28 protein-coding genes (1 of these 28 running past the window's edge) are annotated in these 26,754 nt (G+C 62.9%); 11 read left to right on the top strand and 17 right to left on the bottom strand.

Annotated features, from left to right (window positions below; genetic code table 11):
• On the top strand, window positions 1-310 hold the 3' portion of the coding sequence (locus IU367_RS00630) for a gamma carbonic anhydrase family protein (RefSeq protein WP_103473010.1). 230 nt of this gene lie to the left of the window's left edge; the window shows 310 of its 540 coding nt (coding positions 231-540); the start codon falls outside the window, past its left edge; it ends in the stop codon at window positions 308-310.
• An 86-nt stretch (window positions 311-396) separates the two neighbouring features.
• Here the strand turns inward: IU367_RS00630 and polA are convergent, their stop codons facing one another.
• The gene (gene polA / locus IU367_RS00625) at window positions 397-3,153 is read right to left on the bottom strand and encodes a DNA polymerase I (protein ID WP_274453177.1); all 2,757 of its coding nucleotides are present in this window, start codon (window positions 3,151-3,153) and stop codon (window positions 397-399) included.
• A 400-nt stretch (window positions 3,154-3,553) separates the two neighbouring features.
• Between polA and elbB the strand changes: the two genes are divergently transcribed.
• On the top strand, window positions 3,554-4,204 hold the full coding sequence (gene elbB, locus IU367_RS00620) for an isoprenoid biosynthesis glyoxalase ElbB (RefSeq protein ID WP_043139533.1): 651 nt from the start codon (window positions 3,554-3,556) through the stop codon (window positions 4,202-4,204).
• A 72-nt stretch (window positions 4,205-4,276) separates the two neighbouring features.
• Here the strand turns inward: elbB and IU367_RS00615 are convergent, their stop codons facing one another.
• From IU367_RS00615 to fieF, 4 genes are all read right to left on the bottom strand, one after another.
• Window positions 4,277-4,486, bottom strand: a complete 210-nt coding sequence (locus tag IU367_RS00615) for a cell division protein ZapB (protein ID WP_042037447.1) — start codon at window positions 4,484-4,486, stop codon at window positions 4,277-4,279.
• 337 nt (window positions 4,487-4,823) lie between these two features.
• Complete coding sequence (locus IU367_RS00610; protein ID WP_043555937.1) at window positions 4,824-6,104, bottom strand: hypothetical protein; 1,281 nt, start codon at window positions 6,102-6,104, stop codon at window positions 4,824-4,826.
• A gap of 21 nt (window positions 6,105-6,125) precedes the next feature.
• Entirely contained in the window at window positions 6,126-6,905 is a 780-nt protein-coding gene (cysE, locus tag IU367_RS00605) for a serine O-acetyltransferase (protein WP_042868480.1), read from the bottom strand.
• Window positions 6,906-6,913: 8 nt separating this feature from the next.
• Window positions 6,914-7,825, bottom strand: coding sequence for a cation efflux pump FieF (fieF, locus tag IU367_RS00600; RefSeq protein ID WP_043139544.1), 912 nt, complete (start codon window positions 7,823-7,825; stop codon window positions 6,914-6,916).
• A gap of 86 nt (window positions 7,826-7,911) precedes the next feature.
• Between fieF and IU367_RS00595 the strand changes: the two genes are divergently transcribed.
• The 3 genes from IU367_RS00595 to trmL all read left to right on the top strand — a co-directional run bounded on the left by IU367_RS00595 (window position 7,912) and on the right by trmL (window position 10,505).
• On the top strand, window positions 7,912-8,607 hold the full coding sequence (locus tag IU367_RS00595) for a response regulator (protein ID WP_043139547.1): 696 nt from the start codon (window positions 7,912-7,914) through the stop codon (window positions 8,605-8,607).
• Window positions 8,604-9,959 (top strand): ATP-binding protein, encoded by a 1,356-nt coding sequence (locus IU367_RS00590; protein WP_274453175.1) that lies wholly within the window; start codon window positions 8,604-8,606, stop codon window positions 9,957-9,959. Before IU367_RS00595 ends, IU367_RS00590 begins: the two co-directional genes overlap by 4 nt.
• Window positions 9,960-10,040: 81 nt before the next feature.
• Window positions 10,041-10,505 carry a tRNA (uridine(34)/cytosine(34)/5-carboxymethylaminomethyluridine(34)-2'-O)-methyltransferase TrmL gene (gene trmL, locus IU367_RS00585; RefSeq protein ID WP_274453174.1) on the top strand — a complete coding sequence of 155 codons (465 nt, stop codon included), beginning with the start codon at window positions 10,041-10,043 and terminating at the stop codon, window positions 10,503-10,505.
• Between the two features lie 72 nt (window positions 10,506-10,577).
• On the opposite strand, the gene IU367_RS00580 is transcribed toward trmL, so the two are convergent.
• The 4 genes from IU367_RS00580 to lexA form a co-directional block, all read right to left on the bottom strand.
• The gene (locus tag IU367_RS00580) at window positions 10,578-11,963 is read right to left on the bottom strand and encodes an MATE family efflux transporter (protein WP_274453173.1); all 1,386 of its coding nucleotides are present in this window, start codon (window positions 11,961-11,963) and stop codon (window positions 10,578-10,580) included.
• A 22-nt stretch (window positions 11,964-11,985) separates the two neighbouring features.
• A complete protein-coding gene (locus IU367_RS00575) occupies window positions 11,986-12,612 on the bottom strand; it encodes an SCO family protein (RefSeq protein WP_043139555.1) in 627 nt (208 codons plus the stop codon).
• A 221-nt stretch (window positions 12,613-12,833) separates the two neighbouring features.
• Window positions 12,834-13,121 (bottom strand): hypothetical protein, encoded by a 288-nt coding sequence (locus tag IU367_RS00570; protein WP_241326742.1) that lies wholly within the window; start codon window positions 13,119-13,121, stop codon window positions 12,834-12,836.
• A gap of 464 nt (window positions 13,122-13,585) precedes the next feature.
• Window positions 13,586-14,209, bottom strand: a complete 624-nt coding sequence (gene lexA, locus IU367_RS00565; protein WP_042873420.1) for a transcriptional repressor LexA — start codon at window positions 14,207-14,209, stop codon at window positions 13,586-13,588.
• A 204-nt stretch (window positions 14,210-14,413) separates the two neighbouring features.
• Here lexA and plsB point away from each other — a divergent pair, with 204 nt between their 5' ends.
• Window positions 14,414-16,837 (top strand): glycerol-3-phosphate 1-O-acyltransferase PlsB, encoded by a 2,424-nt coding sequence (plsB, locus tag IU367_RS00560; RefSeq protein ID WP_274453172.1) that lies wholly within the window; start codon window positions 14,414-14,416, stop codon window positions 16,835-16,837.
• Window positions 16,838-16,962: 125 nt separating this feature from the next.
• On the opposite strand, the gene ubiA is transcribed toward plsB, so the two are convergent.
• A complete protein-coding gene (ubiA, locus tag IU367_RS00555) occupies window positions 16,963-17,826 on the bottom strand; it encodes a 4-hydroxybenzoate octaprenyltransferase (protein ID WP_098981086.1) in 864 nt (287 codons plus the stop codon).
• The gene (locus IU367_RS00550) at window positions 17,823-18,359 is read right to left on the bottom strand and encodes a chorismate--pyruvate lyase family protein (protein WP_274453171.1); all 537 of its coding nucleotides are present in this window, start codon (window positions 18,357-18,359) and stop codon (window positions 17,823-17,825) included. Before IU367_RS00550 ends, ubiA begins: the two co-directional genes overlap by 4 nt.
• Before the next feature lie 145 nt (window positions 18,360-18,504).
• Here IU367_RS00550 and IU367_RS00545 point away from each other — a divergent pair, with 145 nt between their 5' ends.
• Window positions 18,505-18,936, top strand: a complete 432-nt coding sequence (locus IU367_RS00545; RefSeq protein WP_274453170.1) for a flagellar basal body-associated FliL family protein — start codon at window positions 18,505-18,507, stop codon at window positions 18,934-18,936.
• A gap of 103 nt (window positions 18,937-19,039) precedes the next feature.
• Complete coding sequence (locus IU367_RS00540; RefSeq protein WP_021140706.1) at window positions 19,040-19,204, top strand: hypothetical protein; 165 nt, start codon at window positions 19,040-19,042, stop codon at window positions 19,202-19,204.
• Between the two features lie 22 nt (window positions 19,205-19,226).
• On the opposite strand, the gene IU367_RS00535 is transcribed toward IU367_RS00540, so the two are convergent.
• The 4 genes from IU367_RS00535 to IU367_RS00520 all read right to left on the bottom strand — a co-directional run bounded on the left by IU367_RS00535 (window position 19,227) and on the right by IU367_RS00520 (window position 21,929).
• Window positions 19,227-19,562: a DUF2799 domain-containing protein gene (locus IU367_RS00535; RefSeq protein WP_042873408.1), complete on the bottom strand. Its 336-nt coding sequence runs from the start codon at window positions 19,560-19,562 to the stop codon at window positions 19,227-19,229.
• A gap of 136 nt (window positions 19,563-19,698) precedes the next feature.
• Window positions 19,699-19,821 carry a hypothetical protein gene (locus tag IU367_RS00530; protein WP_111589670.1) on the bottom strand — a complete coding sequence of 41 codons (123 nt, stop codon included), beginning with the start codon at window positions 19,819-19,821 and terminating at the stop codon, window positions 19,699-19,701.
• A 74-nt stretch (window positions 19,822-19,895) separates the two neighbouring features.
• Window positions 19,896-20,876 carry an acrylyl-CoA reductase (NADPH) gene (gene acuI, locus IU367_RS00525; RefSeq protein ID WP_274453169.1) on the bottom strand — a complete coding sequence of 327 codons (981 nt, stop codon included), beginning with the start codon at window positions 20,874-20,876 and terminating at the stop codon, window positions 19,896-19,898.
• Window positions 20,877-20,906: 30 nt separating this feature from the next.
• Window positions 20,907-21,929 (bottom strand): LacI family DNA-binding transcriptional regulator, encoded by a 1,023-nt coding sequence (locus tag IU367_RS00520; protein ID WP_274453168.1) that lies wholly within the window; start codon window positions 21,927-21,929, stop codon window positions 20,907-20,909.
• Window positions 21,930-22,181: 252 nt separating this feature from the next.
• On the opposite strand from IU367_RS00520, the gene IU367_RS00515 reads away from it, so the two are divergent.
• Genes IU367_RS00515 through IU367_RS00505 form a run of 3 tightly spaced genes read left to right on the top strand, consistent with a single transcriptional unit; the run spans window position 22,182 to window position 24,254 of the window.
• On the top strand, window positions 22,182-22,625 hold the full coding sequence (locus IU367_RS00515) for a PTS sugar transporter subunit IIA (RefSeq protein ID WP_043139594.1): 444 nt from the start codon (window positions 22,182-22,184) through the stop codon (window positions 22,623-22,625).
• A 32-nt stretch (window positions 22,626-22,657) separates the two neighbouring features.
• On the top strand, window positions 22,658-22,945 hold the full coding sequence (locus IU367_RS00510; RefSeq protein WP_274453167.1) for a PTS sugar transporter subunit IIB: 288 nt from the start codon (window positions 22,658-22,660) through the stop codon (window positions 22,943-22,945).
• A 52-nt stretch (window positions 22,946-22,997) separates the two neighbouring features.
• Entirely contained in the window at window positions 22,998-24,254 is a 1,257-nt protein-coding gene (locus IU367_RS00505; protein WP_274453166.1) for a PTS ascorbate transporter subunit IIC, read from the top strand.
• A gap of 68 nt (window positions 24,255-24,322) precedes the next feature.
• On the opposite strand, the gene waaA is transcribed toward IU367_RS00505, so the two are convergent.
• Both waaA and waaF read right to left on the bottom strand, forming a co-directional pair.
• Window positions 24,323-25,588: a lipid IV(A) 3-deoxy-D-manno-octulosonic acid transferase gene (gene waaA / locus IU367_RS00500; RefSeq protein WP_274453165.1), complete on the bottom strand. Its 1,266-nt coding sequence runs from the start codon at window positions 25,586-25,588 to the stop codon at window positions 24,323-24,325.
• Window position 25,589: 1 nt separating this feature from the next.
• Window positions 25,590-26,705, bottom strand: coding sequence for a lipopolysaccharide heptosyltransferase II (gene waaF, locus IU367_RS00495; RefSeq protein WP_274453164.1), 1,116 nt, complete (start codon window positions 26,703-26,705; stop codon window positions 25,590-25,592).
• Window positions 26,706-26,754 lie beyond the last annotated feature (49 nt).

Below are 26,754 nucleotides of genomic sequence, written 5' to 3'. Positions count from 1 at the left end.
CGGCTACCCGCTGTTGATCGGGGAAGATGTCACCGTCGGCCACAAGGCCATGCTGCACGGCTGCACCATAGGCAATCGGGTGCTGGTCGGCATGGGGGCCATCATTCTGGATGGAGTGGTAGTAGAAGATGACGTGATGATAGGTGCCGGCAGTCTGGTGCCGCCGGGCAAGCGACTCGAAGCCGGCTTCCTCTATATGGGCAACCCGGTCAAACAGGCCCGGGCGCTCAAGCCTGCCGAGATCGCGTTTCTCAAGACCTCGGCCGACAACTATGTCCTGCTCAAGGACGAGTATCTGCAAGAGGCCTGATACACACTCTGTAAACAAGAAGCCCGGCGTGATGCCGGGCTTCTCTTCTTATTATAGCTATCCATACAGCAACTGAGTGCGGAGCGTTAGTGGGCCTGATCCCAGTTATCGCCGGTTCCCGCCTCGACCAGCAGGGGCACATGCAGCTCGGCCGCCGCCGACATCTTCTCCTTGATGATGGCGACGTACTCCTCCAGCTTCTCTTCGCGGATCTCGAACACCAGTTCATCGTGTACCTGCATCAGCATGCGGATCGACTCATCCTCGATGCCGCGGATCCAGCCATCCACGTTGATCATGGCGCGCTTGATGATGTCGGCGGCCGTCCCCTGCATGGGGGCGTTGATCGCGGCCCGCTCGGCGGCCTTGCGCAGACCGGCGTTACGGGATTTGATATCCGGCAGATAGAGACGACGGCCAAACAGGGTCTCGACATAGCCCTGCGCTTCCGCCTGCTGACGGGTGCGCTCCATGTATTCCAGCACGCCCGGGTAGCGTTCGAAGTAGAGATCCATGTACTTCTGCGCCTCGGCGCGACCTATCCCCAGCTGTTTGGCCAGACCGAAGGCGCTCATGCCATAGATGAGGCCGAAGTTGATCGCCTTGGCGCTGCGGCGCATGTCGGTGGTGACCGCATCGAGCGCCACCCCGAATACCTCGGCAGCGGTTGCCTTGTGGATGTCCTTGCCCTCGGCAAACGCGGTCAGCAGCCCCTTGTCACCGGAGAGGTGCGCCATGATGCGCAGCTCGATCTGGGAGTAGTCAGCCGCCACCAGCTTGTAACCAGCGCTCGGAATGAAGGCCTGGCGGATCCGGCGCCCCTGCTCGTTGCGCACCGGGATGTTCTGCAAGTTGGGATCTGACGAAGACAAACGGCCGGTGGCCGCCACCGCCTGATGATAGGAGGTGTGTACCCGCCCGGTCTGGGGCTTGATCATCAGCGGCAGCTTGTCGGTATAGGTGGACTTGAGCTTGGCCAGCGTGCGGTGCTCCATCAGCAGGCGCGGCAGCTCGTAGGTCTCGGCCAGTTCGGCCAGCACCTCTTCCGCGGTGGACGGCGCTCCCTTGGGGGTCTTCTTGATGATCGGCAGCCCCAGCTTGGTGAAGAGGATCTCCCCCAGCTGCTTGGGTGAGGAGAGGTTGAACTCCTGCCCGGCCAGCTCGTGGGCCTGACGCTCCAGTTCGGCCAGGCGCAGCTCTATCTCCTGGCTCTGCTGATGCAGCAACTTGGGATCTATGGTGGTCCCGAGCAGCTCCATCCGCGCCAGTACCGGCAGCAACGGCAGCTCGATGTCGCTGAATACCTGGCACAGGCCAGGCACGGCTTCCAGCTGTCCCCATAGAGTCTGGTGCAGACGCAGGGTGATATCGGCATCTTCCGCCGCATAGGGGGCGGCCTGCTCCAGCTCGATCTGGTTGAAGGTGAGCTGCTTGACCCCTTTGCCCGCGATATCTTCAAACGAGGTGGTCTCGACCCCGAGATAGCGTTTGGCCAGCGAATCCATGTCGTGACGGCTGGCGGTGGAGTTGAGCACATAGGACTCGAGCATGGTGTCGTAGGCGATGCCCTGCAGGTCGATGTCGTGGTTGAGCAGCACGTTGCGATCGTACTTGAGATTCTGCCCCACCTTGAGACGGGTCGGATCTTCCAGCAGCGGTTTGAGCTTGCCCAGCACCACGGCTTCGGTCAACTGCACCGGTGCCCCCAGATAGTCGTGACCAAAGGGCACATAGGCGGCCCTGCCCGCTTCGACGGCGAAGGAGACCCCGACGATGCGTGCCTCCATATAGTCGAGGCTGGTAGTTTCGGTATCGAAGGCGAACAGCGGCGCCGCCTGCAACTGCGCCAGCCAGTCGTCAAACTCGGCCTCGTCCAGGATGCAGCGGTAGTCGGTTTCGATGGCGACAACGGGGGCAGCAGTGTCATCGCTCCCCTCTTCCGGACCGGCACCCTCTTCACCACCTGACTCCAGCTCCTTGATCAGGTTGCGCAGCTCATATTCGCGATAGACGGCCAGCAGGGACTCCCTGTCGACCGGCTTGAGCAACAGCTGTTCCAGACTCTGTTCCAGCTCGACATCGGTTTTGATGGTCGCCAGGAGATAAGAGAGGCGCACCTGCTCCTCCTGCTCGCGGAACTTGTCGGCGAACGCCTTGGAACCGCGGAAGCCGAGGGCCGCCACCTTGTCCAGATTGGCGGCGATCTCGTCTATGCTGCCGATCCCCTGCAACAGGGCCAGCGCCGTCTTCTCGCCGACGCCTGTCATGCCGGGAATGTTGTCTACCTTGTCACCCATCAGGGCCAGATAGTCGATGATGAGCTCCGGCGGCACGCCAAACTTCTCGATCACCCCTTCCCTGTCTGTCTTAACATCTTTCATGGTGTCGATCAGGGTGACGTGGTCTGAGACCAGCTGCGCCATGTCCTTGTCACCCGTACTGATCAGTACGGGCAGCTGCTTCTCGGTTGCCTGGCGGGCGAGCGTGCCGATCACGTCGTCGGCCTCGACGCCTTCGACCATCAAGAAGGGGAAGCCCATCGCCTTGATCATCTGGTGGATGGGGGCGACCTGGCTGCGCAGATCGTCCGGCATGCTGGCACGGGTCGCCTTGTACTCGGGATAGATGTCGTCGCGGAAGGTCTTGCCCTTGGCGTCAAACACCACGGCCACATGGCAGTCAGGGTATTGCTTACGCAGGCTGCGCATCATGTTGGCCATGACACGGACGGCGCCGCTCGGCAAACCGGTCGAAGTGCGCAGATCGGCCTGCTGGGAGGCGAAGAAGGCGCGGTAAAGATAAGAAGAGCCGTCGACCAGAATAAGGGGGTTGCTAGGGGCCATGAAATCGTCCTGCCAGAGATAAACAGCCGCTAGGATGCCACAGGGCCCCCCTCACACCAAGGGGTGCAGCAGCACCCTAAGCGGGCAGCCAAAGGGACTCAAGCTGTGGATAAGTCTGTGTTCAAAAATGGGGCGCAGTATGAGCCACAGTGATAAAACTGTGCACAAAAAATATAAAATCCATATAAAACAATGCATTGAGATCGTAAAAACCGATCGCGAGACTGTTAGAATGATCTCGATCAATGTGGAAAAAGATTTAAGGGAGTAGGTACGGCAGGATCCAAAACGAAACAATCCTAGCACAGCGAGATGACTTGACCAGCGGATGGCGAGCGATAACCATACAAAAGTACAACAATCTATCCTGGCTCACATTTTCAACAACGAGGAGTTTGCCATGAAAAAAGTGGCCGTGATTTTGAGTGGCTGTGGCGTCTTCGACGGCGCCGAAATACATGAAGCCGTCATCAGCCTGCTGGCGCTGGCCCGCCATGGCGCCACCACCCAATGCTTCGCCCCGAACGTGGCGCAGCTCCATGTGGTCAACCACCTGACGGGTGACGTCAGCGAGGGGGAGAGCCGCAACGTGCTGGTCGAGGCGGCGCGCATCTGCCGCGGCCAGATCCGGGATGTGGCCGAACTGGATGCGGCCGATTATGACGCCCTGCTGGTGCCAGGTGGCTTTGGGGCGGCCAAGAACCTGTGCGACTTCGCCACCAAGGGCGCCGGGTGCCAGATCCAGCCGGATGTGCTGAAAGCGTGTCAAAGCTTTGCCAATGCCCGCAAGCCGGCAGCCTACATCTGCATCGCGCCGGCCATGATCCCGCTCATCTACGGCGCCGGCACCCTGGCCACCATAGGCCATGACGAAGGCACAGCCAACGCCATAGAGGCCATGGGCGGCAGCCACCTCAACTGCCCGGTCAACGAGTTCGTGGTGGATCAGGAGCGCAAGGTGATCTCCACCCCCGCCTACATGCTGGCCAACAACATAGTCGAAGCGGCAGACGGCATCGAGAAGACGGTCAAACAGCTGCTGACCCTCTGATCCCCGACCCGCCACAAACAAACGGGCCGCTCATGGAGCGGCCCGTTTTCAATGTTGCCAACCGGCAGCGGACTAGATGGTTTCGCCCATCTGATCCATCTTGCCCAGCAGGGCGCGCAGACGTTCCTGCCAGGCAACGTGTTCGTTGCGCAGTTGATGGTTTTCGTCTTGCAGCTTGCCGTTTTGCTCTTTCAGCTCGTCCAGCTCCATCTTCAGCAGAGAGATGTTGTCGACGGCGGATTGTACTTTGGATTCGAGTTGCTCAAGGACTTCTAGTGACATATGCATACCTGTATGTTCAATTGCGATGCCCCACAGAGGGCGATTCAAGCGCGTGGAGCCAGCATACCCTGAGGGCATCGGCACAAACAAGCCAGTGCGCTGTAAAATGCGCCTTCCATAGATGTATTGCCTAAATATGCGTCTGTTTTTCTCGCATCCTGCGCCCGGACCGCGACAAGACCCTGACAACCGACAGACAACCCTTCGTCGAGGCAGTGACCACGGGCATGTCATCGAACCCGGTTTCCAGATTATCCCGTCAGCCGCACAGCATGATTCAAGCCCCCGGCAACAGGCATCCAATCTCGAATCCATACCGCGCCGCCAGATTACCCCGTCAGCTGTGCAGCGTGATATAAGCCCCCAGCAACAGGCAGGCGACCCCGTACATCAACAGGCCATAGAGCAGGTTCCAGCGCAGGATCAAGCCGGCACTCAGGTTGTAGCGGGACGCCAGCGCCAGGTTGGAGCCGGAGAGCGGACTGGTGCCGGTCGCCAGCCCCCACCCCAGCAGGAAACACATGCCGAGCAGGCTGGGATCCGGCGCCAGCGGCCAGAGCAGCGGCGCCAGCCCGGAGATGCTGATGAGCGGATGCACGCCGACGATGGCCACCAGCAGGATCAGCAGCAGGGTCAGGGATGACTCCAGCCAGCCGAAATGGTTGAACAGCGGCAGCCCATGTTCGCCCCCGAGTTCGAGCACCGACAGCGCACTGTTGATGCCGGCGGCCAGCAAACCGGCTCCCAGAAACAGCACCAGCTGACCGCCGATGGCGGGGAAACGCTCCACCACCTGCCGCTTGAGGGCGGCGCCTCGCCCGGCTCTGGGCATGAACAGCAGCGCCAGCAGCGGTGCCACCAGGGCGATCACCGCCAGAATGCCGAGCGCTGGCCAGATCTGCTTGATCAGCAGCACCAGCAGCGCCAAGGCCACCGGCAGCCCCAGGGTCTGCAACCGCAGCGGGTAGCCGGCAAAGTCCTCTACCCCGAGTCGCTCCACCTGCCAGGCGGTCAGTCCCATCGCCAGCAGCGCGGCGACCACGCCAAACGGCAAGATGCTCGACAGTTGCAGACCTGGGGCATAGGTGAGCGCCACCGCCATGGCGACGAAGAAGGGGGACCAGAAGGCCGCGGCACAGAAGATCCGGCTCAGCACCATCACCTGACGCCGCTCCAGGGTGCCGCCCCGCTCCAGCCGATCGCCGATGATGAACAGCACGGAGAGGTTGATGACGGCACCCAGCAGGTTGAGGCTGGCCATGGTGCTCCACAGCCCCTTGCGGCCGGACCAGGAGGCAGTCCCGGTCAGCAGGCCTGACGTCGCCAGGTTGAGGGTGCTCACGGCAGCAAACATGGTGAGCATGTTGATGTTGGGCAGCAGCCAGTCGCCCGGGTTGAGGCTGGCGCCCCGCCACCAGGAGAAGATCAGCAGCGCAAGCGCGGCCCCGTACAGGGCCAGTGCCTGCCGTTTGGCCGCCCCCACCAGCCAGGGCCAGGTGAGCAGGGAGGCGGCCCAGGCGGCGATGGCCGCAGGCCAGGGGGAGAATCCCAGATAGAGGTGCAGCAGGTTGAGCAGCCACATCCCCAGGATCAAATAACCTGACCAGCGCTTGGCCATCGAATCGTCTCGGTCAGGGGATCAGAGGCACTGATCCATATCCAGCGAAGGCTTGTCGCACTCCGGGCGGCCCACTATCTTGGCCGGTACGCCAGCCACTGTGGTGTGCGGCGGCACCGGGTTGATCACCACGCTGCCGGCACCTATCTTGGCGCCCATCCCCACTTCGATATTGCCGAGCACCTTGGCGCCCGCCCCTATCATGACCCCTTCGCGGATCTTGGGGTGGCGATCGCCGCTCTCCTTGCCGGTACCGCCCAGGGTCACGCTCTGCAGTATGGAGACATCGTCCTCGATCACCGCCGTCTCGCCGACCACTATGCCGGTGGCATGGTCAAACATGATGCCCTTGCCGATCCGCGCCGCCGGGTGCACATCGACCCCGAACACCACCGAAATCTGGTTTTGCAGGTAGAGCGCCAGCGAGCGACGCCCCTGGCGCCACAGCCAGTTGGCGACCCGATAGCCTTGCAGGGCATGAAAGCCCTTGAGGTAGAGCAGCGGGGTGGAGAAGAGATCGACCGCAGGGTCACGCTCCTGCACGGCGCAGATGTCGGCCGCCACTGCCGCCAGCAACTCGGGCTCGCTGCGCAGGGCCAGCTCGATCACCTCGCGCAGGGCGATGGCAGGCATGGTGGCGCTGTCGAGCTTGTTGGCCAGCTGGAAGCTGAGGGCCGAGCGCAGGTTCTTGTGATTGAGAATGGTGGAATGAAAGAAGCTGGCCAGCATGGGCTCTTCGGTCACCATGCATGCCGCTTCTCGCTCAATTTTTTGCCAGGTTTTGGCAACCAGATCATCCATGTTGCAGCCTACTGTTGTTCTGATGGAGTGCCTTGCTGTTCCTTGTGCACCACAGAGATGGGGTCCATATGAATGATGACATCCATGCGCTCAAATTCCTGACGCACCGCCAGTTCGGCTTCATCGGCGATCTGATGGGCCTTGACCAGAGGGAGCTGATCATCCAGCTCCAGATGCAACTGCACGAAGCGGGTCGGACCGGATTGACGGGTACGCAGATCATGCACCCCGTGGACACCTTCGACGTCACAGCAGAGAGCCATTATTCTCGCTTGTTCTTCGGCTGGCAACTGACGATCGAGCAGCGCCTGCACCGACTCATAGCCGATATGGATGGCGCCCCACAGCAGGAACAGGCCGATCAGGATGGCAAACAGGCCATCGGCCCAGAACCAGCCCCGCCCCGCCAGCACCAGCGCCAGCAGGACGCCGCCGTTGAGCAGCAGGTCAGAACGGTAGTGCAGCATGTCGGCCTTGATGGCCACGCTGTTGGTCTTGCGGATGACAAAGCCCTGGAAACTGACCAGCAGCAGGGTCAGCACTATGGAGCCGCCGCTGACCCAGAGACCCGCTTCGAGCCGCAGTATTGGCGCCTGGTTGAGCAGGGAGGAGATGCCGTGCATCACCAGCAGCAGGGCCGAGCCCGAAATAAACGCGGACTGGATGAGGCCCGCCAGCGACTCCGCCTTGCCGTGGCCGAAGCGGTGCTCGTCATCGGCCGGCGCCAGCGCATAGCGAATGGCCAGCAGGTTGATGATGGAGGCGCTGACATCCATGAAGGAGTCGGTGAGCGACGCCAGCAGACTCGATGAATCCGTCATGAGCCAGGCGATCAGCTTGCCGGTGATCAGCAGGGTAGCCGTGGTGACGGCGGCCATGCTGGCCAGCGTCACCCAGCGGGAATATTGTTGATGGCTCAAAACCGGCTTTCCTCTTGCGGTTAAAAATCTATTATACCCTGACCCCTGCGCCGGCTTGGCGCGAAAAATCAGCGGAATGACTTCAGATGCACAAAATACTCCTGGTCGACGACGATCTCGAGCTGACCCAGCTGCTCACCGAAATTCTGACTCTGGAAGGCTTCCAGGTCACAGTCGCCGAGGATGGCGAAGAGGGGTTGCTGCGACTGGCCGAGCAAGACTTCAACCTGGTGCTGCTGGACGTGATGATGCCCAGGCTCAACGGCTTCGCCATGCTGACCCGACTGCGCAAGACCCATGACACCCCGGTGCTGATGCTGACTGCCCGTGGCGACAGCCAGGACAGGGTCAACGGGCTGGAAGCCGGTGCCGACGACTATCTCGCCAAACCATTTGATGACAGGGAGCTGCTGGCCCGGGTGCGCGCCATACTGCGCCGGACCCAGAGTGCCCAGCCCCAGCGCGGCGGTACCTCCGAAGAGCTTCGCTTCATGGATCTGGTGCTGCAACCCGGCCTGCAACAGGCCAGCAGCGGCGATCAGCTGCTGGAGCTCACCGCCACCGAATTCGGGCTGCTGGAGTGCCTGCTGCGCAACCCAGGCCAGATCATCAGCAAGAGCCATCTCTCCGAGCAGGTGCTCGGCAAGAAGCTGGAACCCTTCGATCGCGCCATCGACATGCACCTGAGCAACCTGCGCAAGAAGCTGCCGGAGCGCACCGATGGCCAGCCCCGTTTCAAGACGGTGCGCGGCCGCGGCTATCTGTGGCTGGAACAGGCATGAGCACGGCCCGCACCTTCAATGGCCTCTCCACCCAGATCTTCCTCTGGTTCTGGCTCATGCTGCTGGTGGTGCTGGCGGCCGTGGTGATACTGCCGACCCTGGATCCCCGCAACATCATCCCCTTGCCGGCGCACGAGATGACCCGGATGAACAACAACCTGAAGGCGTTGCAGAAGGGGGCGAATCCCGATCATGACTTCGATCTGGTGCAGGCCATAGATGCGGCGGGCCTGCTGCCGGTGGACAACATCTATCTGCGCGATGAGAAAGGCCAGATGCAGTCCACCACTCGCCTGAGCAAGTTCGTGGTCCGCTTCATGCTCGATTCGGACAACCCGGCCAAGCCCATGCTGGGCAGCGAGCACAAGCGGGCCATCGCCGGCCCCTTCCAGATGGAGCATCGCGGCCAGATCTATCACGTCTACTTCGGCCTCAATGTCGAAAACTCCTATCTGTTCCTGTTCATCCAGATCCTGGATCACCCGATCCAGATCCTGGGCATCGCCATGCTGGTCAGCACCCCGCTCTGCCTGCTGCTGGCCTGGCGCCTGACCCGCCCCATACTGCAGTTGCAGCGGTCTGTCTCCCAGCTGGCGGAGGGCAACCTGGAGATGCAGATCCCCAACCTGGGGCGGCGCGACGAGATCGGCCAGCTGGCGGATCACGTCAGCCACATGGTCGATACCCTCAAGAACATGATCCAGAAGCAGAAGCAGCTGTTGTCCGACATCTCCCACGAGCTGCGCAGCCCGCTTACCCGCATCCAGCTGGCGCAGGCGCTGATCCGGCGCAAGCAGGGGGACAGCAGCGAGCTGGCACGGATAGAGTCAGAGATAGGCCGGCTCGACAAGCTGATCGGCGACCTGCTCGACCTGTCACGGGTGCAGCAACACGTGGAGGCGCCCGTGGTGATGCCGCTGGCGGATCTGCTGGAGCCCATGCTGGACGACGCCATGTTCGAGGCAAACCAGAGCGGCAAGCAGTTGCGGCTGCCGCCCCTGCCGACCGAGTCGATCCGGATGTGGCCCGAGCTGCTGGCGCGGGCGCTGGAGAATCCGCTGCGCAACGCGCTCAAGTACGCCCGCGAGTTCATCAAGGTGGACTGGTATCGGGAGGGACGGGAGTGGGTGATGACCATACGCGACGATGGCCCCGGCGTGCCTGTGGAGCAGCAGGCCCAGCTGTTCCTGCCCTTCTTCCGGGTGGATGATGCCCGCAACGCCAAGACAGGCGGCACCGGGCTGGGGCTGGCCATCGCCTCGGAGGCGATCCAGCGCCACGGTGGCACCATACGCGCCAGCAGCAACCAGCCAGCCGGGCTGACCATAACCATCCGCCTGCCCATCGGCTGAGTCGCCTCTTTTCATCCACCCGGGCGCTGGGTATGCTGGCGCCCCTTTCGCCCCAATCTCGGCCCCCATCAGGATCCCGCCATGCTCGACATAGTGCTCTACCAACCGGAAATCCCGCCCAATACCGGCAACATCATCCGTCTCTGCGCCAACACCGGCTACCGGCTGCACCTGATAGAGCCGCTGGGTTTCGAGTGGGATGACAAGCGAGTAAAGCGGGCCGGGCTCGATTATCACGAGTTTGCCGAGGTGAAGCGCTGGCCTGACTATGACGCCTTTCTGGCCGAGGTGGCGCCCAGGCGGGTATTCGCCTGCACCACCAAGGGAAGAACCGCCCATTCGGCCGTGCAGTTTGCCGTAGGCGACGCCATGCTGTTCGGCCCCGAGAGCCGTGGCCTGCCTGCGGATCTCATCGAGAGTCTGCCGTTCGAGCAGCGGCTGCGCATCCCCATGCTGCCCCAGAGCCGCAGCATGAACCTCGCCAATGCGGTGGCGGTATTCGTGTATGAGAGCTGGCGCCAGCTGGGCTATGAGGGATCCCTCTAGGCTCTTGGCCGCCACCGGGTGATGCCGTCCCTGTGATGGGCCAGCCCTCACAACAGGATCATGCCAGCCAGGCTATGACGGCTCGCCCTCGGCCTGTTCCATGCCGTGGGGTGAGTGCAGCAGGCGACCATCGCGCTCCAGTTGCCAGCACAGCCACCCCAGCGTCAGACCCCGCCCCGCCATCAGCGCCCCCATGGCGGCCCACAAGGCGGCCACACCCCAGCCCTGACAGAGCCACCAGATGGGGAAGAAGCCGCACAGTACCGCCACCAGCATGCTGTTGCGCATCTCGCGGGCCCGGGTCGCGCCTATAAAGACCCCATCCAGCAGGAAACACCAGACCGCCAGCAAGGGCATGACGATCAGCCAGGGCAGCTGGCGATTCGCCTCGGCGATCACCGCCGGAATGTCGGTGATATGGGCGATGAGCCGACTGCCACCTGCCGCAAACAGCAGACTGAAACCCATTGCTATGAATAACGCCCACCCCAGGTTCAGCACTATGGCCTCGCGCAGCCCCTGCCGATCCCGCCGGCCTATGGCGCGGCCCACCATGGCCTCCACCGCGTAGGCAAAGCCATCCAGCCCGTAGGAGATGAGCATCAGGAAGTTGAGCAGCACCGCATTGGCGGCCACCGCCACGTCGCCCAGCCGCGCCCCCTGCAAGGTCATGAAGGCGAAACAGAGCTGCAGACAGAGGGAGCGGACGAAGATGTCCCGGTTCAGACTGAGCAGTCTCAGCAAGGCCGGCCACTGGCGCCAGCGCTGCCAGGCCCCCTGCCACACCGCGGGCGACAGGCGGCGCAGATGGCGGCTCACCAGCCAGAGTCCGACCCCCAGGGCACTGTAATCTGCCAGCAGCGAGGCGGCGGCCACTCCTTTCACCTGCCAGCCCAGCCCCAGCACGAACCAGGTATCCAGCGCCATGTTGACCAGGTTGGTGAAGATCAACAGCAGCATGGGGCTGCGGGCATCCTGCATGCCCAGCAGCCAGCCCATGATCACCAGATTGCAGAGTGCCGCCGGCGCGCTCCAGATCCGTACCGACACATATTCACCGGCATAGCCCTGCACCTCGGCAGAGCCGCCACCGAGTGCAATGAGCGAAGGCAGGAAGGGCAGCAACAGCAGTAGCAGGGCCAGCCCCAGTCCGACGGCGAGGCCGAGCGCCCGTGCCAGGGTGTCGAGCTGGCTGTGCGGGCTGCCGGCGCCATGGGCCTGGGCGGTCAACCCTGTGGTGGACATGCGCAGGAAACCCAGCAGCCAGAAGATGAGATTGATGAGGGTAGCCCCGACCGAGACGCCGCCGAGGAACCAGGCCTGGCCGAGATGACCGATCACCCAGGTATCCACCAGCCCCAGCAAGGGGGTGGTGATATTGGAGAGCACCATGGGCAAGGCCAGGGCAAATACGGCGCCATGGCGCCGGCCATCTTTCAACCAGGGCGGGATCAGCATGGCAACCGACGCTCGTCCGGCATCACTCGCCTTCCAGTCGCACGATTCTGGCGAAATCGGAGACCAGGGTCGCCATGACCACGTGGGGCACCTGCCCCTCGCTCATCTGGGGACGGAATACGGCCTCCAGCTTGCCTTCCGGGTTGATCAGCACTATGGAGGCGGAATGGTCTATCAGGTACTCCTTCTCCCCCTGATCGGCGATGGAGTAGATGAGGCCCAGATTGCGTACAAACGGGAACAGCTTGTCATGGGAGCCGGTTGCCGCCTTGAACTCGGGGTGAAAGAAGGCGGTATAGGTCTTGAGGCGGGCCACGTCATCCCGCTGCGGATCCGCCGAGATGAACACCACCTGGCTCTCGGGTGCGATCTTCTTCAGCGCCGGGTAGACGGAGCGCAGATCCGCCAGCGTGGTCGGGCAGATATCCGGGCAGAAGGTATAACCGACAAACAGGAAGGTCCAGTGCCCCACCAGACTGGCCGGGACGAAGGGCTGACCGTCCTCGTCGGTGAAGGCAAACGGGTTGATGTCCCGCCCCGCCGGGTAGTAGTCGGCCTGCTCGGGCAGGGAGGGCTGGTTCCAGTAGAATGCGGCCATCATGCCCCCGACCAGCAGCAGAAACAGCAAGGGGTAACGCGGTTTAACCATAACAACAGACCCTTTCACTTCGACATGCCCGCAGACCGGGCCCGAATGGATGACCCATTGTAACCCAGCCAATCCCGGACCGGACCATCCCATCTACCGGATGCCGATTCGGCATCCAACTTCGGTCAGGGGATGACGCTATGGGCAGGCCGCCGGGCGAACAAGGCCAGAAAACAGCAGCCCCACCGTCAGGGTGGGGCTGTCAGCAGCACGCGGGGCTATCAGGGTTGCAGCCTGCGCCGCTCATGGGGGCGACGGGTCAGGGCGCGGAGTGGTATGACGGGGGCCGTCCAGGGAGCCTCCGCCTGTCCCCTGTCGTGATGGCTGTGAAACAGACGAACCAGACGGACTATCTTGTCCTTGGGACAGCCCAGCCAGATGGTCCAGCAGGCGCCCTTGTGATGCACCCAGAGCGCATAGAAACGGGTCATCCGGTTGCCCTTGATGAAACGTGTGATGGAAGAAACGGGCGATGCCAGACCCGGATCCCATGGCGAGCTTGAAGCCATACCTGTCCTCCTTGACCAAGAGGTCACGCCGACCGGCATCGTCTGCTACCGCTAGGTGGCCAGATCCTGTGACTGCCGCATGTCGACTGCGCGAGTGTGCCCTCATTACCCGGACGGTCGTTGCCGTCGGCGCCATGCTGGCCACTCTCCCTTCTTATCCCGCGATATCGCCTCTCTCTGTGGTGAGCCGGCCAAATGCCATTGCTGTCCAGCTCACATGAGGCTGTTGTCATGCATCCCTGCTGCCCCTGGGTTCCTGCGACGTGGGTAAAGAGCGTCTTGTCGAGCATCGGGGGACAGTGCAACGAGTCCACTGCCTTACCAAATGATATATCTGAAATGAGTCACCTGCGGCCGTTCGCCACAGACAAAATGGCGGGTATCAGGATCTGATTGAAATCATGGGGAAAGGAACACAGAAACGACACGGCCTCCCGCAGGAGGCCGTGTCATGGCGAGGGTGATTACATCCAGTCGGCGTTGCGGATCACGCCGACGGCCAGCCCTTCTATGGTGAGCTGCTGGCTGGAGAGATCCACCGCTATGGGCTCCAGATCCTCGTTTTCCGGCAGCAGCCACACCTGGCTGCCCTTGCGCTGGAAGCGCTTGACGGTGACATCCTCATCGAGGCGCGCCACCACCACCTGGCCGTTGCGCACCTCCTGGGTCTTGTGGACCGCCAGCAGGTCGCCATCCAGGATGCCGATGTTCTTCATGCTCATACCCTGCACCCGCAGCAAAAAATCCGCCCGGGGGTGGAACAGGGCAGGATCCACCTGGTAGTGGCTCTCGATGTGCTCCTGCGCCAGGATAGGTTCACCGGCCGCGACCTTGCCGATCAGGGGCAGGCCTGTCTCTTCCAGCACCTCTTCCTCTTCGATCAGCAGACGGATGCCGCGGGAAGTCCCCGGCATGATCTCGATGACCCCTTTCTTGGCCAGGGCCTTCAGATGTTCCTCGGCCGCATTGGCCGACTTGAAACCAAGCTTCTGGGCAATCTCGGCGCGAGTCGGCGGCATGCCGGTCTCACTCATGTTCACCTTGATCAGCTCCAGCACTTCGGCCTGGCGGGGGGTAAGGGGTTTCATAACATTGGCACCTGTCTTTTTATACAGCACACTGGCAGTATATACAGTGCTGTGGCCAAGGCAAGGCGCAGCTAACATTTGTCATGGCCTGGCGCTCATTTACTCTTGTTTTGATCCTGCGCAGCCGACTCATCGTACCTCTCGGCGACAAGGCGCCGGTGATTTGCTATGCTCACGCCGCATTTTTTCGGAGAGCAGACGCACATGTCCCTTGGACAGAAGATTTCCAGAGCCATCTTGCAATGGCCGGTCAGTGGCTTGGTCAATCACAAGAGCCTGCCGGAAAATCCCATCACAGAGCTCAAGCTGGATCCGGCCAGACCCATAGTCTATGCCCTGAAAACCAGCTCGATCACCGACCTGATGACGCTGCAACAGTGCTGCGAGGATCTCGGCCTGCCCGGCCCCTTCACGCCGCTGGAGCTGAACGGCCAGTTGCTGCCGCGCTACGTCTGTCTGGACCGTCCGCCTCCCCTGTTTGGCAAGCGCAGCAAGCCGCTGCCCTTCCTGCAGGAGTTCCACCAGCTGCTGGATCTGCACAAACAGGATCCGGCGCTGGATATCCAGGTGGTGCCCGTCACCCTGTTCTGGGGCCGCGCCCCCGGCCGGGAAGGCGAGGAAGCCTCCGGCTGGAACATCATCAGCAGCCTGGCACCGAACCGCCTCAAGAAGGCGCTGATCGTGATCCTTAAGGGTCGCGAGAATCTGGTGCGCTTCTCCCCGCCGCTCTCCCTGCGTCACATGGCCGACAAGCACGGCACCGACGAGGCGATCGCCCACAAGCTGGCGCGGGTGGCACGCACCCACTTCAGTCGCCAGCAGCTGGCTGCCACCGGCCCCAAACTGCCGAACCGCAACCTGCTGTTCAGGCAGCTGCTGGATTCGAGCGTGATCCAGCAGGCGATCGAGAAAGAGGCGCAGCGCGACGGCATCAGCCTGGAAAAAGCGCAAAAGCGCGCCCACGGCTACATGGACGAGATTGCCTCCGACTTCTCCTACCGGCTGATCCGGCTCGGCGAGAGCTTCCTCGGCTGGCTGTGGAACAAGCTCTACCGTGGCCTCTCGGTCAACGGCGCCGAGAAGGTGCGTCAGCTGGCCCAGGAAGGGCACGAGATCGTCTATGTACCCTGCCATCGCAGCCACATGGACTACCTGCTGCTCTCCTACGTCATCTACCACCAGGGCATGGTGCCGCCCCATATAGCGGCGGGCATCAACCTCAACTTCTGGCCAGCGGGCCCGCTCTTTCGTCACGGCGGCGCCTTCTTCATCCGCCGCACCTTCAAGGGCAATCCGCTCTACAGCACCGTCTTTCGTGAATACCTGAACCTGCTGTTTGCCAAGGGCTACTCGGTGGAGTTCTTCACCGAAGGGGGCCGCTCCCGTACCGGCCGCCTGCTGCCACCCAAGACCGGCATGCTGGCCATGACACTGCAGGCTATGATGCGCGGGCTGGACAGACCGGTGACCCTGGTGCCCGTCTATCTGGGTTACGAGCACGTGATGGAGGTGAACACCTACCACAACGAGCTCAAGGGCAGCCGCAAGGAGAAGGAGAGCTTCCTGCAGGTGCTCGGCATACTGCGCAAGCTGCGCAACTATGGCCGGGGCTTCGTCAACTTCGGCGAGCCGCTGACCCTCAACAGCTACCTCAATGAACATGTGCCGGCCTGGAAGGCCGACATAGGCCAGGAGGAGCGCCCCGAGTGGATGGCGCCCACCGTCAACCAGCTGGCCGAGCTGCTGATGACCCGCATCAACGGGGCCGCCGCCGTCAACGGTCTGACCCTGAGCGCCCTGGCGCTGCTGGCCGCCGAGCGCCACGCCCTGACCCGGGACGAGCTGCAGGCCCAGCTCAACACCTATCTGGATCTGCTCAAGCAGGTGCCCTACAGCCCGCAGAGCACAATCCCGGATGAGGATGCCAAGACACTGCTGGATCAGGCGATGGAGCTCAACAAGTTCGAGGTGAGCGAGGACAAGCTGGGCCAGATCATCAGCCTGGACCGCTATCAGGCGATCCTGCTGACCTACTACCGCAACAACATACTCCATCTGTTCGCCCTGCCCTCCCTGGTGGCGGCGCTGATCGAGCGTTGCGAGGGGATCTCCCGCGGCGAGATAGTCGCCCGTTGCGTCGACATCTACCCGCTGCTCAAGACGGAACTGTTCCTGCGCTACGAAGAGGATGAGCTGCCGGAGCTGGTCGATGCCCTGCTGGCCGAGCTGCAACGCCAGCAACTGGTCGAGGCGCGCGATGGCGGCCATTGGGTCAATCCGGGCAACCAGATGCGCCTGCTGCTGCTGGCCGAGAGCATTCAGGAGACGCTGCAACGCTACGCCATAGTGCTGACCCGGGTGCTGGCCCAGCCCCATGTCGAGGCGGAACAGCTGGAGGCGGACGGCCTGATGATGGCGGAGCGCCTCGGCACCCTGCACGGCATCAACGCCCCCGAGTTCTTCGACCAGAAGCTGTTCAGCACACTGATCCACACCCTGCGCAAGGAGGGCTACCTCTCCCCCGAGTGCAAACCGGATCTGGGCCGCTTCCAGGCGCTGGCCGACAACATAGTGCCGCTGCTGAGCAACAAGATCCGGCGCACCATACAGGCGGGCAACCGGCTCTGACCTCAAGAAGAGCCAGATACAGAGCAATAAAAAGGCCGCAGCATGCGGCCTTTTTCATGGAAGCAGGGTGACCCCCGCCTCTCGAATAGTGAGCGTCCCGGACAGCCCGCGTCAGCGCGGCTGGCTCACAGGTAGTTGAGCGCGACCCCGGCAAACACCAGGGCCCCCACATAGTTGTTGTTGAGGAAGGCCTGGAAGCAGGCCTCCCGCTGCCGCTCCCGGATCAGCCGCTGCTGGTAGACAAACAGCGCCGCCGCCGCCAGCAGCGACCAGTAATAGCTGGAGCCCAGCCCGCTCAGTTGACCCACAGCCAGCAGGATCAGCAGGGTGGCCAGTTGCAGCATACCGATGATCCGCTTGTCGTGGCGACCGAACAGGATGGCGCTGGACTTGAGGCCGAGCCTGAGGTCATCGTCCCTGTCTACCATGGCGTACTGGGTGTCATAGGCGATGGTCCACAGCAGGTTGGCGAGAAATACCAGCCAGGCCACCAGTGGCAAGGCGTTGGCCTGGGCCGCATAGGCCATGGGAATGGACCAGGAGAAGGCCATGCCGAGCACCAGCTGCGGGATCGGAATGTAGCGCTTCATGAAGGGGTAGCAGACCGCCAGCAGCAGGGCCGCAAACGACAGGCCTATGGTGAGCGGGTTCATGGTCAGCACCAGACCGAACGAGATGAGCGCCAGCACGGCGAACAGCGTCAGCACCTCACGCGGCCTGACCTTGCCCATGGGCAGGGGTCGACCGGCGGTGCGCTTCACATGGCCATCGAAGTTGCGATCCGCGTAGTCGTTGATGACACAGCCGGCGGAGCGCATCAGAAATACCCCCACCACGAACACCAGCAGGGTCCAGAGATCCGGCAGGCCATCGGCCGCCAGCCAGAGTGCCCACAGGGTCGGCCACAGCAGCAGCAGGGTGCCGATGGGCTTGTCGATGCGGGCCAACTGCACATAGGCCAGTCCCCGCTCCTTGGTTAACAGCTTCACTCCGGCTCCTTATTCGATGACAGCGAGGGCAAGAAGAGTTCATGGACCAGCAGTGGCCATTGCCCCAGAAACAGACGGGAACGGCGTCCCCAGACGGTGGCGGCCGGGCACCAGGGATTGCTCGCAATCTCGAAACAGGCCAGTTGCAGGTGATCGCGCCGGGCGGGCTCGTCACCGAAGATACGCTCGCCCAAAGGCTGTTCACCCAGCTCGCGCAGCCCGCTCTCTTGCAGGGCGGCTTCGGCAAACAGGGTCCAGCCCAGCACAGCCGGCCCCCCATCGCCGTGCAGTATCACCTCGCGGCACAGGCCCTGGGGCTGCTCGGCGGCCACCAGCCGCTGCTCGTCGGCGCCAAGGGCAACGCTGCGATTGCCGAGCAGTTGCAGCGAGAAGTGGCGATTGTGGCGACGCAGGCGCTGGGTCATGGAGTCGGCCTCCAGCAACCAGGGCCGCAGTGCCTCTGGCGGCTCGCACTCTGCGGGAGCCCGCCACGGGACGAGCTGGACGAGGGGAACAGTCAACTCGGACTTCACAGCTTCACCATCCGGAGATTTCCGTTATCAGGTTAAAATCCGGTTTATTATCCGTAAATCAATCGAGAATTGTAAGAACATCCGTGCTTGACGGCCCCGATGGCAACATCAAAAATGGGGTATCTGCCGCTGATGAGCCATCTATATGAAGATCTTCAAAATTCTGCTGGTGTTGTTACTGAGCTGTGGCGCCCTGCACGCGCAGGCTTCGTCCGGGGAGGAGCCGCCCGCCGAAGGGGCCGAAGCCGCCAAGCCGGGTTTCCTCTATCACCTGCTGGATCCCGACATCATCACCAACTACCTGAGCGATGGCAAAACCCTCGGCTATATCCGGGTCACTGTGGAGCTGATGGCCGAGAACGAGGCCGATCTCAAGCTGCTGGAGCAGCACGACGCGCTGATCCGCGACGCCATCATACGCCTGATGGGCAGCAAGACCGGCGAACAGATCAAGTCGCTGGTGAACCGTGAGGAGCTGCGCAAGGAGTGCCAGACCCGGGCCAACGAGCTGCTGGTGAAGGAAACCGGCAAGAAGGCGGTGCGCGAGCTTATCTTCACCAAGTTCCTCTACCAGTAACCGACACAGGCAAGCAATACGGCCACCCAGGGGTGGCCGTATTGCTGTGTTCGAAATGAAAATTGATTACACTAGGCCCCACTGAGCTGTCGAGGTAGTCGGTATGGGCAACAAGACCCTGTGTGAATGGCGTCGCAGCGAGATCCCGGCCGATCTCAAGACCCTGCGCAAGATAGTGCGCAAACCCAAGTTCGTCTGCGGCAAGTGTGCCCGCAGCGCCAATGACAAGAGCTATCTGTGTCAGCCGCTGCGGTTGAAAGAAGAGTAAGGCAGGTCATCCGCGCGGCTGGCTATTGATCGGTCCAGCCCTGGCGCCCCTGTTCGAACAGTCTGCGCGCCTGCGTGTCGTTGGGACAGACGCCGCGATATTCGCCGCCGGATCGGCCCGCCAGATAGAGGTGCTCCGGCCGGCAATACCAGGCCAGCCCTTTCTGGTGCCCCTGCTTCCACAACTCGGCATCCACCTTCTTGCCGCACTGGGTCTGGTGAAATTCGACCCGCTCAGTGGTGAAGCCCAGCTTGCCATCCGCCTCCCCCACCTCGCTCCACACCTTCTCGCACGGATCATCCGAGTGGGAGGCACAGCCCCCCAGCAGGGCGGCAAACACTATGACAGAGAGTCGCATAATCATCCTTGAGTGTCGTTTGGGCAGTTCATTCTAGCCAGCCTGATGCCGCCGACCAAGCGCTCGTCCCCATTCCTGTGAGCCGCACAAAAAAACAGGCGGGCCCCAAGGCCCGCCTGTGTGCTCAATGTGTGGACTACTGGTCGTCGAGAGGGTCATCGTCCTGCCAGCTCTCGTCTTCCCATTCATCCAGCTCTTCTTCCCAGGATTCCGGTTCCCATTCATCATCGAGATCGTAATCCGGCTTGTGTCCACCCATGCTCATTCTCCTTGGATAGTGCACCCGCACTCAAAGTCTATCCAGAAAAATGGGGCTCGCCAGTCAAGGCAGGATCAAAGTTTGACCAGGGTGCGCCCCGCGATCCGGCCTTGCGTGATGGCTTCGGCGGCTTCCACCACCTGCTCCAGCCCTATCTCGGTCACCGCCTGTGCGAAGAAACTGGCGGGCAGATCCCGCGCCAGCCGCTGCCACGCCAATTGACGGCGCGCCAGCGGGCACATCACCGAATCGACCCCCTGCAACCGCACGTTGCGCAGTATGAAGGGCATCACGCTGGTCGGCAGATCGAAGCCGCTCGCCAGCCCGCAGGCGGCCACGGTGCCGCCGTAGTTCATCTGGGCCAGCAACTTGGCCAGCACCTGGCTGCCGACTGTGTCGATCGCCCCGGCCCACAGCTGCTTCTCCAGCGGCTTGGCGGGCTCCAGCAGCTCGCTGCGCGGTACTATGCGCCTGGCCCCGAGGGCGGTCAGCATGGCTCCCTGCTCCTCGGGACGGCCGGTCAGGGCCGCGACCTGATAACCCAGCGCGGCCAGCAGGGCCACGGCGGTGGAGCCCACCCCGCCCGCGGCGCCCGTCACCAGGATCTCGCCGCTCTGCGGGGTGACGCCCGCTTCTTCCAGCGCCAGCACGCAGAGCATGGCGGTGAGGCCGGCGGTGCCGATGCACATGGCCTGACGTTCATCCAGCCCGGCCGGCAGCGGCACCAGCCAGTCGGCCTTGACCCGCGCCTGCTCGGCCATGCCGCCCCAGTGGCCTTCCCCCACACCCCAGCCGGTCAGCAACACCTTGTCGCCGATCTGATAGCGGCTATCGGTCGATTCCAGCACGGTGCCGGCGAAGTCGATGCCGGGCACCAGCGGCCACTGACGCACTATCTTGCCCTTGCCGGTGATGGCCAGCCCGTCCTTGTAGTTGATGGAGCTGTGGCTCACCGCCACTCGCACTTCCCCTGCCGGCAGCTGACTCTCGGCCAGCTGGGTCAGGGTCGCAGTGGTCTTGCCGTCTTGGTTTTCCAGTAACAGAGCCTTGAACATGGTTGCCTCTTTGATGAGTGTGAAACGGGATCAGCTGCTTTGACGCTTCTGCAGTTGAAAATCCAGGGTCAGGGCCGTGCCCATGACAGGGTCGCCAGCCAGCTGGCGCAAGACAAGCTCGGCCGCCTCCTGCCCCATTTGGCGATAGGGGATCCGGACCGAGGTGAGCGCCGGATAGCAGGCGCGCGCCACGTCCAGATCGTCGAAGCCGGCGATGGCGAGCTTGCCAGGCACGCTCAGGTGGCGACGCTGACATTCGAACAACACCCCGGCCGCCAGCTCGTCGTTGACGCACACCAGCGCATCCAGCTCGGGCCAGCGCAGCAAAAACTCCCCCAGCATGGCCGCGCCCGTGCTGAAACTCGGCAGCTCAGAGGTGTTGATGATGGCATCGGGGGAGAGGTAGTTGTCCAGCAGCGCCTTCTGCCAGCCCTGCATGCGCTGTTGCAGCATCCACTGCTCCTGACGGGCGCAGAGAAAACCTATGTTGCGGTAGCCGCGCTCTATGAGGTGACGGGTCAGCTGATAGCCGGCATCGAAGTTGGAGACGCCGACATTCATATCGATGGGCTGGCGCGCCATGGCCCCCACCTCCACCACCGGCAGGCGGGCCGCCTGCAGCCGGGTGCGAATGGTCTCGCCGGGATCGCCGCCAAACAGCACCACGGCAGCCGGGTTGTGCTGCAAGAAGCTGGTCAGCAGGCTCTCCTCCTGCAGCTTCAGATGCTGGGCATCCCCCAGCATTATCTGGTAGCCCTCATCGAGCAGGGTCTGCTGCAGCCCGGCGATCATGTCGCCGCAACCGCGCTCGGTCAGGCTGGGCACTATCACCACTATGGTCTGGGAGGTGGCGGAGGCGAGCGCACCCGCGGCCCGGTTGGGAATGTAGCCGAGTTCATCCACGGCGGCGTCGATGCGTTCGCGCATCTTGTCTGACACCAGCTCGGGGGTGCGCAGAGCACGGGACACCGTCATGGCCCCCACTCCGGCCAGCTGGGCCACATCGTTGAGGGTCACCCGACCCGTGCTACGGCGCTTCTTCGCTTCTGACATCCCTTCCCTTCCTCGACATACGGGTGCTCACTTTAAGGCAAAAGTGCGGCACTGACTATTTGCTCAAGCCGGATTTTACCCCCTTTGAGCGAGTGACGGGGCAAGATGAATCCCTCCCATGATAGAAATGATAGCGCTATCACAGTTCGATGTTAGCGCTATCTGGTAGCGCTAACTTTCGAGATCGCGCTCACAGTTATCGCGGGACAAGATCGCTAGATTGGCGCCATCTCATCCAGCCGGATCATTGCCATGCTGACTCAATTGCTGACCGAAGAGGTCATTTCCATCGAAGCGGGTGCCCGCGACTGGCGTCATGCCATCGAGCTCGCCACCGCCCCCCTGCTGGCCAACGGCACCATAGAGCCCTCCTATGTGGCGGCGCTGTTTCGCTCACACGAAGAGCTCGGCCCCTACTACGTGCTGGGCCCGGGCCTGGCCATGCCCCACGCTCGCCCGGAAGACGGGGTCAACCGCCTCGGCCTGGGGCTGACAGTGCTGAAAACCGGGGTCAACTTCGGCTCCGAGGGCAATGATCCGGTCCGGCTGCTGGTAACCCTTGCCGCCAGCGACAGCAACTCCCACGTGGAGACAATCGCCCAGCTGGCCGAGCTGTTCATGAACGAAGAGGACGTGGCGGCCATCATGGCGGCCGACACCAAAAACGATATTTTGCGCATCCTGGCGCGTTACTGAGCGGCGCCCTGCGCCCGACAGAGGAAGAGACAATGAAAATTCTGGTTGTATGCGGACACGGCCTGGGCACCAGCCTGATGATGGAGATGAGCATCAAGAGCATCCTCAAGGAGCTGAATGTAACCGCCGAGGTGGATCACAGGGATCTCGCCTCCGCCGGCAGTGAAACCGCCGAGATGTTCGTGGCCACCCGCGACATCGCCGAGCAGCTCGTCAGCATGGGGGTCAACGGCCGCTTGGTGTCGCTGGACAACATGGTCGACAAGGCCGCCATGAAAGAGAAGCTCTCCGCCGCCCTGCGCGAACTGGGCGCACTCTAAGGATCCACCATGCGGCCTGCGGGCCGCCTCTTCCATCTGCTTGGAGCTGACCATGGAATTTTTCAATTTTCTGATGTTTGACGTGCTGTCGGAGCCGGCCGTGCTGGTCGGCCTGATCGCCCTTATCGGTTTGATCGCCCAGAAGAAACCCGTGACCGAGTGCATCAAGGGCACGGTCAAGACTATCATGGGCTTCGTCATCCTGGGGGCCGGTGCCACCCTGGTGGTGAACTCGCTGGGCGACTTCGCCACCATCTTCCAGCACGCCTTCGGCATCAAGGGGGTGGTTCCCAACAACGAGGCCATCGTCTCCATCGCCCAGCAGTCGTTCGGCAAGGAGATGGCGATGATCATGTTCTTCGCCATGCTGGTGAACATATTGATTGCCCGCCTCACCCCGTGGAAATTCATCTTCCTGACCGGTCATCACACCCTCTTCATGTCCATGATGGTGGCGGCCATCCTCTCCGCCGGCGGCATGAGCGGCATTCCCCTGATCGCGGTCGGCAGCCTGGTGGTCGGCGTGACCATGGTGCTGTTCCCGGCCCTCGCTCACCCCTACATGAAGCAGATCACCGGCTCCGACGAGGTGGCACTCGGCCACTTCTCCACCATCTCCTACGTGCTGGCCGGCTGGATCGGCGCCAAGTTCGGCAACAAGGCCCACAGCAGTGAAGAGGTGCAGGTGCCCAAGAGCCTGCTGTTCCTGCGCGATACCCCGGTGGCCATCTCCTTCACCATGGGCATCATCTTCCTCATCACCTCCGCCTTCGCCGGCCCCGAGTTCGTCACCAGCGTCGCCAAGGGCAAGCACTGGTTCATGTTCTCCCTGATGCAATCCATCACCTTCGCCGCCGGGGTCTACGTGATCTTGCAGGGGGTGCGCATGGTCATCGCCGAGATAGTACCGGCCTTCAAGGGGATCTCCGACAAGCTGGTGCCGAACGCCAAGCCGGCGCTCGACTGCCCCATCGTCTTCCCCTACGCCCCCAATGCGGTGCTGATCGGCTTCCTGTCGAGCTTCACCGCCGGTCTGGCTGGCATGGTGCTGCTCTACCTGCTGGGACTGACCGTCATCATCCCGGGCGTGGTGCCGCACTTCTTCGTCGGTGCGGCGGCCGGGGTGTTCGGCAACGCCACCGGCGGTCGTCGCGGTGCCCTGCTCGGCGCCTTCGCCAACGGCCTGCTGATCACCTTCCTGCCGGTGTTCCTGTTGCCGGTGCTGGGGGATCTCGGCTTTGCCAACACCACCTTCAGCGATGCCGACTTCGGCGTGGTGGGCATACTGCTTGGCCTGATAGTGCGCTGACCCGAAACCCCGCCAAAACAAAAACGGAGCGCCATGCGCTCCGTTTTTTTATGTCCATCCGCCCGGATTCAGTCGTTTTCCAGGCTGGCGAGGCAGTGGGACAGGGTGCGTGCCAGCGCCCCCTGATTGCGCAGCACCACGGCGCGCGCCTGTTCGCCCATCTGGCGGCGCTCGCCCTCGTCGGCCAGCAGCTCGCTCACCTTCTCCCCCAGCGCGGCGGCATCGGCCACCAGGGCAGCACCACCCTGAGCCACCAGCTGGCGGGTGATGTCGCTGAAGTTGAAGTAGGCAGGGCCAGTCAGGCAGGGCTTGCCCAGCGCCGCCGGTTCCAGCAGGTTGTGACCACCCACCTTCACCAGACTACCGCCGACGAAGGCCACATCGGCCGCCGCCAGCATCAGCGGCAGCTCGCCCATGGTATCGCCGAGATAGACCTTGTCCGTCTCGCGGATCGGGGCGTCGCCAGTGCGGCGCACACAGCCATAAGGGGCGCACAGCTCGGCCACCCGATCGAAGCGCTCGGGGTGGCGCGGCACCAGGATCAGCAGGGCCTGCGGGTGGCTGTGCAGCACCCGGTCAAACGCCGCCAATACCTGCTCGTCCTCCCCCTGATGGGTGCTGGCGGCGATCCAGACAGGCCTGTCCTGTCCCAGCTGCTGGCGCAGGGCACGGCCTCTGGCCTGCACCTCGTCCCCCAGCTGGATGTCGAACTTGATGGAACCGGTCACCGCCAGTCGCTCGCGACCTATGCCAAGTCGATGGAACCGGTCGGCGTCGTCCTGATGCTGGCAGAGCAGATGGGTCAGTGGCCGGCTCAAGGCATCGAACGCCCCCTGGAAGCGGGCATAGCGCTGGCAGGATCGCTCCGAGAGGCGGGCATTGATGATGGCCACCGGCAGGTGGCGCGCCTCGCAGGCCGCCAGCCAGTTCGGCCACAGCTCTGTCTCCATCACCCAGAGGGCACGCGGCTTGATGCGCTTGAGGAAGGTGGCCACCGCCCAGGGGTAGTCGAGCGGCGCGTAGCGATGTACCACCAGATCGCCGAGTCTGGCCGCCTGTTCGGCGCCGGTGCGGGTGGTGGTGGTGAGCAGGATCGGCAGGTCCGGCCGCTCGGCCTTGAGGGCGCGAATGAAGGGACTGATGGCCAGTGTCTCGCCGACACTCACCGCATGGATCCAGAGCGGCGCCTCCTGCCCGCTGGCGGGCGTCCGTCCCAGATGCTCGGCCCAGCGTGCACCGAAGCCGGGCTTGCCCTTCTTCGGCTTGTAGAGCGCCAGCAGTGCCAGCGGCAAGCCCAGGTGGATCAGCAGGTTGTAGAGCAGCCGATAGCCCATGCTATTTTGGCTCCGATCGCTTGCCCGGGTCGGAGACGAAGCGCGGTGGCTCGCCCACTTGCGGCACGATCGGCTGAGCCGGCGACTCGCCGCACTCCAGTCGCCTGCCCGCCTCTATCACCTGCTCCGGCATCAGCTCGATCAGGCACTTGAGGTGACCGAACTTGCAGGTGCGCTTGAAGCAGGGGCGGCACTCTATGTCGGTGTGGACGATCTCGACCCTGTCCGCCAGCGGCGGCGTGTAGAGCGGCGAAGTGGAGCCATAGACCCCGATCAGCGGCCGGTTGAGGGCGGCGGCTATGTGCATCAGGCCGGAATCGTTGGAGATGACCCGCCCGGCCAGCGCCATCAGGTCGATCGCCTCATACAGGCTGGTCTTGCCCGCCAGTACGTGGCAATTGGGGCGCGACAGGGGATTGATCCGGTCGCGAATGGTGTTGGCCACGGGCACATCCTTGCCGGAGCCGAAGATCCACACCTGCCAGCCCTCATCCAGGTGCTTCTGCGCCACCACGGCGTAGTGCCCTTCCGGCCAGCGCTTGGCCGGGCCGAACTCGGCCCCCGGGCAGAGCACCAGCACGGGGCGGGCGCGATCCAGACCGAGCCGGTCCAGCGCCTTGCCCTGATTGATGAGATCGACATTGAGCGACGGATGGGGAATGACGGGAATGTCGGCCCGGCTCTTCATCTGCGCCTTGGGATAGGCCAGCGCCAGGTAGGCTTCCACCATCAGCGGGAAAGCGGACTTGTTGCTGCGCATGTCGTTGAGCAGGCCGAAGCGGTGCTCCCCCTTCCAGCCGGTGCGTACCGGGATCCTGGCAAACCAGGGGATCAGCGCCGACTTCATGGAGTTCGGCTGTATGATGGCCTGATCGTACTTCTCCGCCGCCAGCTGCTTGCCGAGCCGACGACGGGCGCTCAGCTTGAAGTCGCCGTGGCCAAGCGGCATGGGGATGGCTTTGTCCACCTCGGGCATCCGCTCCAGCAGGGCGCCACACCAGGCGGGCGCCATCACATGCAGCTCGCTGTCGGGGTGATTGGCCTTGATCGCCTTGTAGAGGCTCTGGGACATCACCATGTCGCCGACCCAGGAGGGGCCGATCACCAATATCTTCATCTCACGCGTCTCTTGGGGCCAAGCCCTGCGGTTAATCGTTGCTGGCCGA

This window comes from Aeromonas bestiarum (genome assembly GCF_028751155.1).
Taxonomy (GTDB): Bacteria; Pseudomonadota; Gammaproteobacteria; order Enterobacterales; family Aeromonadaceae; genus Aeromonas; species Aeromonas bestiarum.
This window is presented reverse-complemented; position numbering and strand designations above follow the sequence as displayed.